This window comes from Rahnella perminowiae (assembly GCF_019049755.1).
Taxonomy (GTDB): Bacteria; Pseudomonadota; Gammaproteobacteria; order Enterobacterales; family Enterobacteriaceae; genus Rahnella; species Rahnella perminowiae.
The window spans coordinates 1-11,751 of sequence record NZ_JAFMOS010000618.1 but is presented as its reverse complement, the minus strand read 5'-3'; the positions used below and the strand labels follow the sequence as shown (position 1 = coordinate 11,751).

At 50.0% G+C, this 11,751-nt stretch carries 11 protein-coding genes and 1 tRNA gene; 9 read left to right on the top strand and 3 right to left on the bottom strand.

What is annotated here, in order from left to right:
- Window positions 1-33: 33 nt before the first annotated feature.
- Window positions 34-789 carry a hydroxyacylglutathione hydrolase gene (gene gloB / locus J1785_RS20905; protein ID WP_217220512.1) on the bottom strand — a complete coding sequence of 252 codons (756 nt, stop codon included), beginning with the start codon at window positions 787-789 and terminating at the stop codon, window positions 34-36.
- A 43-nt stretch (window positions 790-832) separates the two neighbouring features.
- Between gloB and J1785_RS20900 the strand changes: the two genes are divergently transcribed.
- Window positions 833-1,558: a class I SAM-dependent methyltransferase gene (locus J1785_RS20900; RefSeq protein WP_129955026.1), complete on the top strand. Its 726-nt coding sequence runs from the start codon at window positions 833-835 to the stop codon at window positions 1,556-1,558.
- Window positions 1,559-1,699: 141 nt separating this feature from the next.
- On the opposite strand, the gene rnhA is transcribed toward J1785_RS20900, so the two are convergent.
- The gene (gene rnhA / locus J1785_RS20895) at window positions 1,700-2,167 is read right to left on the bottom strand and encodes a ribonuclease HI (RefSeq protein ID WP_129955027.1); all 468 of its coding nucleotides are present in this window, start codon (window positions 2,165-2,167) and stop codon (window positions 1,700-1,702) included.
- Window positions 2,168-2,438: 271 nt separating this feature from the next.
- Here rnhA and aguB point away from each other — a divergent pair, with 271 nt between their 5' ends.
- The 4 genes from aguB to J1785_RS20875 all read left to right on the top strand — a co-directional run bounded on the left by aguB (window position 2,439) and on the right by J1785_RS20875 (window position 5,448).
- On the top strand, window positions 2,439-3,323 hold the full coding sequence (gene aguB, locus J1785_RS20890; RefSeq protein ID WP_129955028.1) for an N-carbamoylputrescine amidase: 885 nt from the start codon (window positions 2,439-2,441) through the stop codon (window positions 3,321-3,323).
- Window positions 3,324-3,326: 3 nt separating this feature from the next.
- On the top strand, window positions 3,327-4,412 hold the full coding sequence (gene aguA, locus J1785_RS20885) for an agmatine deiminase (RefSeq protein ID WP_129955029.1): 1,086 nt from the start codon (window positions 3,327-3,329) through the stop codon (window positions 4,410-4,412).
- An 82-nt stretch (window positions 4,413-4,494) separates the two neighbouring features.
- Window positions 4,495-5,232, top strand: coding sequence for a DNA polymerase III subunit epsilon (dnaQ, locus tag J1785_RS20880; protein ID WP_129955030.1), 738 nt, complete (start codon window positions 4,495-4,497; stop codon window positions 5,230-5,232).
- 139 nt (window positions 5,233-5,371) lie between these two features.
- Window positions 5,372-5,448, top strand: a tRNA-Asp gene (locus tag J1785_RS20875).
- A 130-nt stretch (window positions 5,449-5,578) separates the two neighbouring features.
- On the opposite strand, the gene J1785_RS20870 is transcribed toward J1785_RS20875, so the two are convergent.
- Complete coding sequence (locus J1785_RS20870) at window positions 5,579-6,424, bottom strand: DUF4942 domain-containing protein (protein ID WP_217220506.1); 846 nt, start codon at window positions 6,422-6,424, stop codon at window positions 5,579-5,581.
- A 45-nt stretch (window positions 6,425-6,469) separates the two neighbouring features.
- Between J1785_RS20870 and J1785_RS20865 the strand changes: the two genes are divergently transcribed.
- From J1785_RS20865 to J1785_RS26820, 4 genes are all read left to right on the top strand, one after another.
- Complete coding sequence (locus J1785_RS20865) at window positions 6,470-7,069, top strand: hypothetical protein (protein WP_217220503.1); 600 nt, start codon at window positions 6,470-6,472, stop codon at window positions 7,067-7,069.
- A 176-nt stretch (window positions 7,070-7,245) separates the two neighbouring features.
- Entirely contained in the window at window positions 7,246-9,681 is a 2,436-nt protein-coding gene (gene hsdR, locus J1785_RS20860; RefSeq protein ID WP_217220500.1) for an EcoAI/FtnUII family type I restriction enzme subunit R, read from the top strand.
- Between the two features lie 72 nt (window positions 9,682-9,753).
- Window positions 9,754-11,223, top strand: a complete 1,470-nt coding sequence (locus tag J1785_RS20855; RefSeq protein ID WP_217220499.1) for an N-6 DNA methylase — start codon at window positions 9,754-9,756, stop codon at window positions 11,221-11,223.
- A partial coding sequence (locus J1785_RS26820; RefSeq protein ID WP_476655351.1) for a restriction endonuclease subunit S domain-containing protein occupies window positions 11,223-11,751 on the top strand: 529 nt, incomplete at its 3' end. The genes J1785_RS20855 and J1785_RS26820, both read left to right, overlap by 1 nt.

Here is an 11,751-nt window from a genome sequence, read left to right as displayed (position 1 = left end):
ACTTTGCTTCGGAAAAAAACACAACCTTTGGGGCTAAAAGCTATCTTTGAGTGCCCTTAATCGGGCAAAAACCTGCCAGTCAGGTTTTAAGGGATCGTTAAGGTTTAATTTGTTTTGTAAATCAACGTCATCACATCGTAAAAAGAGATTAATTTTACGCTCAAGACCGAGGGTTGAAGGCAGGGAAGATTGTCCCTTTTCACGCATTTGTTGCACTTTGTGCTCATGAGAATGGATATCATCATCCTCAGGTAAAATAGCACGCGCAAACTTAAGATTTGAGAGAGTGTACTCGTGCGCAGCGCAGATTAATGTTTCATCGGGCAACGCCGCTAGCCGTTGAAACGACTGGTACATTTGCTCTGGCGTCCCTTCGAACAAACGGCCACATCCGGCGGAAAACATCGTGTCTCCACAGAAAAGATAAGGTGCGCTATAGTATGAAATATGACCAAGCGTATGACCTGGCGTAGCAAAGATCTGCCATTCCACACCGCCAATAACACATTTATCACCGTTTTTAAGACTAATCTGACGAAATTTATTCTCAGTTTCGTGAGGTCCGTACACTTTCAGACCCGGAAAATGGCTCGAAATCTCATCAACGCCTCCCACATGGTCGTGATGGTGATGTGTCAGAAGGATAGCTGTCGGGGTTAAATTCGCCTTTTTCAGTGCGGTTAAAACAGGGGCAGCTTCTCCGGGATCAACAATCACGCAATGTCCTTGCTGGTCATCGAGCATCCAAATGTAATTGTCCTGCAACGCAGGAATATTGATAAGATTCATGGCAACCTCTCTTTGGCAACTGCTTGAAAGAAGATAACAAACTATGCGACCAGCCCGCGCCCGTAAGACCATTGTTGCTCCGGCTTGCTGGGATGAGATCCCGTGCGGCGACTACTACCGTGCCGCGCTTGAGCAACAACTGCAACCCTGGTGGGGGAAACTCTACGGTTTCCACCTGTTGAAAATCGGCGCATTAAGTGCCGGAATCGATACGCAGGCTTGTCCAATCTCGCATCAGGTGAACTTCGCGCCCGAAGGCGAGGGGCTGCATGTGCGGGGGGATCCCTACTATTTGCCTTTCGCGGCAAAATCCGTGGATGCCTGCCTGCTCAGCCATACGCTGGCCTACGCGGACGACCCGCACCGTATTCTGCGTGAAGTCGATCGCGTACTGATTGATGATGGCTGGATGGTACTCAGCAGCTTTAATCCGCTCAGTCTGCTGGGGATAGGCAAACTGATGCCGCTCTTTCGTAAGCGTCAGCCGTACAGCAGTCGCCTGTTTACCCAAATGCGTCTGCTTGACTGGCTTTCGCTACTTAATTATGAAGTGATAGTGCACCGGCGTTTTCATGTTCTGCCGTGGAAAAAGAATGGCGGTAAATTACTGAGTACGCACCTTCCTGCACTGGGTTGCATGACGCTGATTATTGCCCGCAAACGGACCTTCCCGCTGACACCGACAGCGAAAAAAGTCACGGCGCAAAAGCAAAAAATCCCGCAGGCTGTGGGCGCGACGAAGAGTTACCGCAAAGAACACCGGGACTGACTGAGGCAGGAATTAACGAACAAGTTGAGGTCAGACAAGACGAAAACGGACGAAAAAACGCAGCTTATACCCGGTAGGTGTGCATTTTATCACCGTTTTCAACCGTCCTTTTTCATCGCAGAATAGCCAGCGCGCAGCCGTTTAATTCTCCGCCTGATAGCCCACATCATCCAGGGTCGGATTTCCCGCTGCTTCTTTAGCCAGTACATCACAGCGTTCATTTTCAGGGTGTCCTGCGTGACCTTTCACCCACATCCATTTTAGTTCATGTGTCTGGATCGCGGCATCGAGACGCTTCCATAAATCGACGTTTTTTACCGGTTTCTTATCCGCGGTTTTCCAGCCACGTTTTTTCCAGTTGTGGATCCACGACGTGATCCCCTGGCGTACATACTGGCTGTCGGTGCTCAATGTCACTTCACACGGCGACGTCAGCGCTTCAAGCGCCACAATCGCCGCCATCATTTCCATACGGTTATTAGTGGTCAGACGGAAACCCGCACTGAACTCTTTTTCGTGTTGCTTGTAGCGTAAAATCGCACCAAAACCGCCGGGGCCCGGGTTACCCAGGCAGGAGCCATCGGTGAAAATCTCTACCTGTTTGGTCATTTCTGGCAGGCTCTGTCATCAAAAGTAAACGCCAAGTTTGACATAAACCGGCGTACCGGGCACAGCACTATCTTGGGGTATAACTGTCTGAAAGAGAGACGAAGAGGTGCCTTCGGTGCAGGTTATACAGGCATTCACCACTCTTTTGGCTGGAGAGCGCTGTCATTTGCAATATAATAGGAAAATGCAGAGTGCCAGTTCAAAACTCTGAGCGAGTCGAGCCTTTCATGGTTTTTTCACTGCCAATTTTTCAATGCTTTAAGGATGTCTGATGAGAAATGTAACGGTTTCTGCAACACAAATGAGCTGCAGCTGGGATCTGGAAAAGAATATTGTTAACGCCGAAAAGCTGGTTCGCCAGGCCCATAACCAGGGTGCGCAAGTTATTCTGATTCAGGAACTTTTTGCTGCGCCTTACTTCTGTATTGATCAGAGCCCTGAGCATTACAGTCTGGCGCAAGAACTGACTGACAGCCCGCTCATTCGTCATTTCTCCGCACTGGCAAAAGAACTGGAAGTGGTGCTTCCTCTGAGCTTCTTTGAGAAGTGCAATAATGCTTATTACAACTCGCTGGTCATGATTGATGCTGACGGCAGTGTGCTGGATGTCTATCGCAAAACGCATATTCCTAACGGACCGGCCTATCAGGAAAAACAATTTTTCATTCCGGGCGATACCGGTTTCAAAGTGTGGAACACCCGCTATGCGAAAATCGGCGTAGGCATCTGCTGGGATCAATGGTTCCCGGAAACCGCACGTTGCCTGGCATTGCAGGGTGCGGAAATCATCTTCTATCCGACGGCGATTGGTTCTGAACCGGCGTATCCGGAAATCGACAGCCAGCCACACTGGACCCGTGTTCAGCAGGGCCACGCTGCGGCTAACCTGGTGCCGGTGATTGCCTCTAACCGTATCGGCACGGAAAAAAGCAAATTTATTCCTGATTATGAAATGACCTTCTACGGCTCTTCCTTCATTGCTGATCAAACCGGTGCGCTGGTTGAACAAGCCAACAAAACCGACGAAGCTGTGCTGGTTCATACCTTTGATCTGGATGCTATCGCTGCACAACGCGCATCGTGGGGTCTGTTCCGCGACCGCCGTCCTGAAATGTATGGCGCCATCGCGACATCCGACGGTTCAACAAGGAAATAACTGATGTCTTCTATTGATATCAATCCTCAGGCTGAAGGTTTTGTGATGCCCGCTGAATGGGCCGCGCAACAGGCTGTCTGGATGATCTGGCCTTACCGCACCGATAACTGGCGCTCTAACGGGCGTCCGGCACAGCTGGCTTTCGCCAATGTGGCGGCAGCGATTGCGACTCAAACGCCAGTATTTATGGCGGTTCCGGCAGCAGAAATGGCCAACGCACGCGAAGTGATGCCGGCGCAGATTACCCTGGTGGAAATGGAAAGCGACGACGCCTGGATGCGTGATACCGGCCCGACGATTGTGGTCAATCCGCAAGGCGAGCGTCTGGCTATCGACTGGACATTCAATGCCTGGGGCGGCTTCAACGGCGGTCTGTATTCGAGCTGGGAACGCGATCAACGGGTTGCCCGTCAGGTGGCGAACTATCAGCACATTCCCTATGTGTCGACAGACCTGGTGCTGGAAGGGGGGTCCATTCATGTTGACGGCGAAGGCACCTTGTTGACCACCGCAGAATGCCTGCTCAATCCGAACCGCAATCCTCATCTTTCGAAAGCTGAAATAGAAGCGCAGTTGCAGAAATACCTCGGCGTGAAGCAATTTATCTGGCTGGAAGACGGCGTGTTCAATGACGAAACTGACGGGCACATCGACAACATGTGCTGCTTTGTTCGTCCGGGCGAAGTGGCGCTGCACTGGACTGACGACGAGCAGGATCCGCAATACGCGCGTTCTGCGGCGGCGTTGAAAGTGCTGGAAGCGGCGAAAGATGCTCAAGGTCGCAGCCTGAAAATCTGGAAAATGCCCTCACCTCCTGTCATGCATGCTACTGCGGAAGAAACTGTCGGCGTGTTGCCGGGCACGGCCATTGAGCGTGTGGAAGGCAACCGGCTCGCGGCGTCTTACGTCAATTACCTGATCAGCAATAACCACATCATCTTCCCGCTGCTGGATGCGACAACGGATCAGCAGGCCGGGAATTTACTGGCTGAAATGTACCCTGAGTACAAAATCACCGGCGTTCCTGCCCGTGAAATTTTGCTGGGCGGTGGTAACATCCACTGCATTACACAGCAAATCCCTGCGTAAGCTAAAGTGCCTGGCACGAGATTTTATTTTCGTGCCGGGCAGATCGTTTCTGCAACTGACTGTCAGCGTTGGATAATGAGCCATGGATTTACAAAACACCTCTAACAGGATTGTCGTCCTCGATACCGAAACTACCGGTATGAATAAACTCGGCGTCCACTATGAAGGGCACCGGATTATCGAAATCGGTGCTGTTGAAGTGATTAACCGTCGCCTGACAGGGCGTAATTTCCATGTTTATCTCAAACCCGATCGTCTGGTGGATCCGGAGGCTTTTGGCGTTCATGGCATCAGTGATGAATTCCTCGCCGATAAACCGACGTTTGCCGACATCGCTGACGATTTTATTGAATACATTCGCGGCGGCGAATTGGTCATTCATAACGCAACGTTTGATATCGGCTTTATGGATTACGAGTTCGACATGCTCGGCCGTGACCTGCCGAAAACCGAAACGTTCTGTAAAATTACCGACAGCCTGGCCATGGCGCGTAAGCTGTTCCCCGGTAAGCGTAACAATCTCGATGCGCTGAGTGATCGCTACCTGATCGACAACAGCAAGCGTACGCTGCACGGCGCGTTGCTTGACTCCGAAATTCTTGCCGAAGTTTATCTGATGATGACCGGCGGCCAGACCAGCATTAAATTCAGCCACGAAGGCGAGCAAAATACCGGCGCGGACGGATTAGGGATCCAGCGCGTGGCGCGGCCAGCCTCCGGATTGAAAGTTATCGCTGCCACAGAGCAGGAACTGGCGTGGCATGAAGAACGTTTAGATTTAGTGGTTAAAAAAGGCGGTAACTGTTTATGGCGTTCGTAAGCCGCTTATCCGGTCTTTCGGATTGAAACGCACCAGACTGCGGAAAAACTGTGCGGTTGATTGAAAATATCAGGAAAAGCATTGACGTAAAGGCGGCCATTCCTTAATATCCGCTCCGTTCTTAACCAGAACACAGCGCGGAGCGGTAGTTCAGTTGGTTAGAATACCTGCCTGTCACGCAGGGGGTCGCGGGTTCGAGCCCCGTCCGTTCCGCCACTATTCGAGACCATGCTATTGATTAGCATGGCCTTTTTGTTTTCTATATTTTTTGGTATGCCATCAGAGTCTGGCTTGTATGCATCCGCATCGTTCCTCATTGGACACAATTGGATTTTTCGATTTTTTATCATAATGCCGCCAGCATTCCTGGATAGTGTTTCGCGATAATGTCATTTAGCTTATCGATCAGTTCAGGGTGTTTGAGTGTGATATGCGCCGTTCCCTTCTGAAAGTATTTGATCGCGAACATCCCATCCTCATAACTTTTGCTGTGCCGGTTCTCATGAATATGATCACCGAGACGGCGGGTAACGTCCGCGCGGCTGTCGGGAATGGGCTGTCCATCAAGGATCATCAGCATGCGCTCAAGGTCAGCCAGCCGATCACGCTGCCAGCCCCAGTTCAGACCAAATCCCCACCTGTCGCATTTGACCAGCCCCGTCACGATGATTTTCCTGCCAAATTTGCAGGGCGAGTTCGTCTTAAAATTCCACGATAAGCTTTTGAAAACATTAATGACACCGCGTTCAAACACCTCACCTTTGCTCTGATGCAGTTGCTCAAAGGTGCTCAGAATATTGGCTTCAGAGATCTCGGGAATATCGTCCTTTTCCAGGCTGTTATACCACTGGTCGCGAGCCTGAGCGTCCATAATTGAAAGCATCCCCGATTTCTTCATCAGGTCTCGCCATATACCGCGATCCATATTGCGGGTAATGACTTTCATCGCCGTTTCTGTTTTCTCCATCAGCCAACAACCACAGCGAAAATCCTGCTTCATAGCCCAGTCCAGGGCAGTTTTTCCATTGATACTCCGGGTCAGCGTTGAGATATCGTCAAGCTGGTGGATCAGCGTTTCAATTCTCGTCAGCGCGGTATTGCGTCCGGTGACAATACGTTCAATGCTGGTTGAGCAAATCACGCCGGTATGATCAGTTAATACTTCAGGCTCGGTATGCGTCAGTCCTGTCATTTTGGTATTTCCTTTATATAAAGCAAAACGCCAACCGCTACCAGCATGCCACATATTCGCAGGTATCAAGACAAGATCGCTTGGACTGAATCCATGAATTCCCTAATTGAGCTCAGGTTAAGAGGATCTATTGGTGAGGTTGTGGATTTTATCGCGGCACAGCCACACATGCGGCTACCTCGAGCAGTTGAGGAACGTGAGCTTAAGCTGGCGGAGATCGGTGCCGAACCGGTAGATGAAGAACCCCGCCGCGTGACGCAATTACGCAAATTGCGGAATGTGTCCTATACCCAGATTATTGCGCTGGACTGCTTTATTGATGGCAACACCCCATTTGCAACTAAGCATGGTGTAAAGGGCGCGGAGTTTGAAAACGTGCTCGTAATTGTTGGACGTGGTTGGAATAAATACAACTTCGTACAAATGTTAGAATGGATTGATGCAGGGCCACCGGCGGATAAGGTAGAGTTTTTTGAGAACAACCGTAATCTTTTTTATGTAGCTTGCTCGCGCCCCAAAAGACGGCTTGCGGTTCTATTTACTCAAGAGCTAAGTGCCAACGCTACGGTTAAGCTGACAGAATGGTTTGGTAGAGAAAATATTGTGGCGCTTCCCACTAATCCAGAGTTGCAAGAGTTGCATTAGCTAGTCTTCTCAATGAGAGGACAATTATCGGTAATCCTGAGATATTTTTTCATCACGATTTTTTCGTGAAGGCACACGCTGTGTTGGCTTATGGATTAAAACCTAGTTTTAAGTCATGATTTAAAACACTTTTGTAAGTTAATCTGAAAACACACACCATCGTTGGGAACTCTGCTATGGCTGGCGTTAACAAAACTCATCTGACCGAAACGGACATCATCACAAGATTCATCCTGCCTGCAATTCAACAAGCGGGTTGGGATGTGATGACGCAGATTCGCCAGGAGGTAAAACTGCGAGATGGGAAAGTCGTGGTGCGCGGAAAGCTGGCGGCACGCCTGACTGTGAAGTCCGCTGATATCGTGCTTTACCACAAGCCCGGATTGCCGCTTGCGGTTGTAGAAGCGAAGGCCAATAAGTATGAGATGGGTAAAGGCATGCAGCAAGGGCTGAATTACGCTCGTTTGCTTGATGTGCCTTTTGTGTTTGCTTCCAACGGCGATGGTTTTATTTTTCACGACAAAACCAATCCCTCACAACTCGAGTCTGAAATATCGCTCGCCGATTTCCCGACACCGCAACAGCTTTGGGAAAAATATTGCGTCTGGAAAGGATTTACCGCTGAGCAGCTACCTGTCATTAGTCAGGATTATTACGATGACAGCACCGGTAAATCACCGCGTTATTATCAGCTTCAGGCGATTAACAAAACCATAGCTGCCGTCTCTGCCGGACAAAAGCGGGTACTGCTGGTGATGGCGACCGGTACCGGTAAAACCTACACCGCGTTTCAAATCATCTGGCGTTTATGGAAGGCAAAAAATAAGAAGCGGATTTTGTTCCTTGCCGACCGCAATATCCTTGTCGACCAATCCAAAAATAATGACTTTCAGCCTTTCGGCACAGCGATGGCAAAAGTCACCGGAAGGAATATCGACCCGGCGTATGAAATTCAGCTGGCGCTTTATCAGGCCATTACCGGGCCGGAAGAACATCAGAAAGCGTACAAACAGGTCGCACCGGATTTCTTCGATCTCATTGTGATTGACGAATGCCATCGCGGCAGCGCGTCGGAAGACAGCGCATGGCGCGAAATTCTTGATTATTTCAGCAGCGCCACGCAGATCGGCCTGACGGCAACGCCGAAAGAAACAGATGAAGTGTCCAATACCGATTACTTCGGAGAATCGGTTTATACCTATTCTCTAAAAGAAGGGATCGAAGACGGTTTTCTGGCGCCCTACAAAGTGGTCCGTGTGGATATCAATGTGGACGTACAGGGCTGGCGGCCCATTAAAGGGCAACTGGATAAATATGGTCAAGCCATTGAGGATCGTATTTATAACATCAAGGATTTTGACCGTAACCTGGTCATTGAAGAACGAACAATGCTGGTGGCGCAGACCATAACCGACTACTTAAATCGCACCAACCCGATGGACAAAACTATCGTTTTTTGTAACGACATCGACCACGCAGACAGGATGCGCCACGCGCTGGTGATCCTCAACGCAGAACGGGTGCTGGAAAACGAAAAGTATGTGATGAAAATTACGGGTGATGATGCCATCGGCAAAGCGCAGCTGGATAACTTTATCAATCCGAAAAAGCCGTATCCGGTTATTGCCACCACCTCCGAGCTGATGAGTACCGGTGTCGATGCCCAAACCTGCAAGCTGGTAGTGCTGGACCAAAACATTCAGTCCATGACCAAATTCAAACAGATCATCGGGCGCGGTACGCGTATCAACGAGAAATTCGGCAAACTGTGGTTCACCATTCTCGACTTCAAAAAGGCCACGGAACTGTTTGCCGATGAACGTTTTGATGGCGTGCCGGAAAAAGTGATCCGCACCACGCCGGAGGACATCTCCGATCCGGATTCTGAGTTTGATGAAATGCTGGAAGATGAATCTACGGATGAAATACCGGATCCTGATACCTTAGCGGTTCACGAAACACCGGGGGAATATAACGTTACACCCGATCCGGATTTCGTGCCTTTTGAAGAAGATGACGAGCGTCCAATCCGTAAATTCTATGTGAATGGCGAAGAAGTAAAAGTCCTGGCAAAACGCGTTCAGTATTACGATGCGGACGGAAAACTGGTGACAGAATCCTTCCAGGATTACACCCGCAAAACCCTGCTGAAAGACAAAGACTACGCATCGCTTGATGATTTTACCCGTAAGTGGCAGTCTGCCACCCGCAAACAGGTGATCATCGATGAACTGAAGGAACTGGGTATTTTGTGGGAAGTGCTGGCGGAAGAGGTGGGTAAAGATCTCGACCCGTTTGATCTGCTCTGTCACGTCGTTTACGGTCAGCCACCGCTGACGCGTCGTGAGCGCGCGGACAACGTGCGTAAGCGTAATTATTTCACCAAATATTCCGCCCCCGCACAGAACGTTTTGAATACGCTGCTGGACAAATATGCCGATCAGGGTGTGCACGAAATTGAAGATATTCAGGTGCTAAAACTGAAACCTTTCGATACCCTTGGCCGCCCGTTAGAGATCATCAAAAACAGCTTTGGCGATAAAAAATCCTATGAGAACGCCGTGAACGAACTGGAAAACGAAATCTACCAGCCGTCGCCACGCTCCGCCTGACTGCACGACACTTTTCTGCCACCGGGAGTTTTGGCTGCCGGTGGCAACATTTTTTGAAGTATGGAAACCACTATGTCTATTAGCTCCGTCATTAAATCCCTGCAGGACATCATGCGTAAAGACGCCGGTGTCGATGGTGATGCTCAACGTCTTGGCCAGCTTTCATGGCTGCTGTTCCTGAAGATTTTCGATACGCAGGAAGAAGAGCTGGAACTGGAGCAGGATGATTACCGTCTGCCGATCCCGCAGCGTTATCTGTGGCGCACCTGGGCGGCCAATAATGAAGGCATTACCGGCGATGCGTTGATGGAGTTTGTTAACGACGACCTGTTCCCGGCACTGAAAAATCTGACTGCGCCGCTCGATACTAATCCACGCGGTTTTGTCGTGAAGCAGGCCTTCAGCGATGCCTACAACTACATGAAAAACGGCACCCTGCTGCGCCAGGTCATCAACAAGCTGAACGAAATTGATTTCAGTAACAGTAATGAACGCCACCTGTTTGGTGATATTTACGAACAGATCCTGCGTGATTTACAAAGCGCCGGTAACGCTGGTGAGTTCTATACCCCGCGCGCCGTAACGCGTTTTATGGTGAACCGCATCGACCCGAAACTGGGCGAATCCATTATGGATCCGGCCTGCGGCACCGGCGGTTTTCTGGCCTGTGCGTTTGACCACGTCAAAGAACATTACGTCAACACCACCGAAGACCGTCAGATACTGCAAAAGCAGATTTTTGGTGTCGAGAAAAAGCAGCTTCCACATCTGTTATGTACCACCAACATGTTGCTGCACGGCATTGAAGTGCCGGTGCAGATTCGCCACGACAACACGTTGAACAAGCCGCTCTCCTCATGGGATGAGCAGCTAGACGTGATTGTTACCAACCCGCCGTTTGGTGGCACCGAAGAAGACGGTATCGAGAAGAACTTCCCGGCCGAAATGCAGACCCGCGAGACTGCCGATCTGTTCCTGCAACTGATCGTCGAAGTGCTGGCCGATAAAGGTCGCGCAGCCGTCGTTCTGCCGGACGGCACCTTATTTGGTGAAGGCGTAAAAACCAAAATCAAAAAGATGCTGACCGAAGAGTGCAATCTGCACACCATCGTGCGTCTGCCTAACGGCGTGTTTAGCCCGTACACCGGCATCAAAACCAATATTCTGTTCTTCACCAAAGGCCAGCCGACCAAAGACATCTGGTTCTACGAACATCCATACCCGGCAGGTGTGAAGAACTACAGCAAAACCCGCCCAATGAAGTTCGAAGAATTCCAGACAGAAATCGACTGGTGGGGTAATGAAGCCGATGGCTTTGCCAGTCGTATAGAGAGCCATCAGGCCTGGAAAGTGGGCATCGACGAAATCATTACCCGCAACTTCAACCTCGACATTAAAAACCCGTATCAGGGCGAAACCATCAGCCATGATCCGGATGAACTGCTAAGTCAGTATCAGCAGCAGCAAACTGAAATCAGCGCACTGCGTAACCAGCTGCGCGATATCCTCGGTGCTGCGCTTTCCGGTAAAGGAGCGAACTGATGGCTGTCGAACAACTGATCACCCAACACATTGATACCTGGACGTCTGCCCTGCGCACCCGTTCCACCGCCGGGCGCGGAACATCGGGCAAAATTGACCTGTACGGCATCAAGAAGCTGCGAGAGCTGATCCTCGAACTGGCCGTGCGCGGCAAACTGGTACCGCAGGATCCGAATGATGAACCCGCGTCTGAATTACTGAAACGCATTGCGGCTGAAAAAGCCGAGCTGATGAAACAGGGGAGGATTAAAAAGCAGAAGCCTTTGCCAGAAATTAGCGAAGATGAGAAGCCGTTTGCGTTGCCGAAGGGATGGGAGTGGACGGCTTTAAAAAATATATGCCTACTTGAGAATGGTGATCGGAGTAAAAACTACCCGAATAAATCTACACTTGTTGAGTCCGGAGTGCCGTTTGTCAATGCAGGACATTTGGTTAATGGTGGAATAGATGAAAATGAAATGACATTTATTAAAAATGAGCATTTCAATTCCTTACGCTCAGGTAAGTTTCATCATGGAGATATCTTAT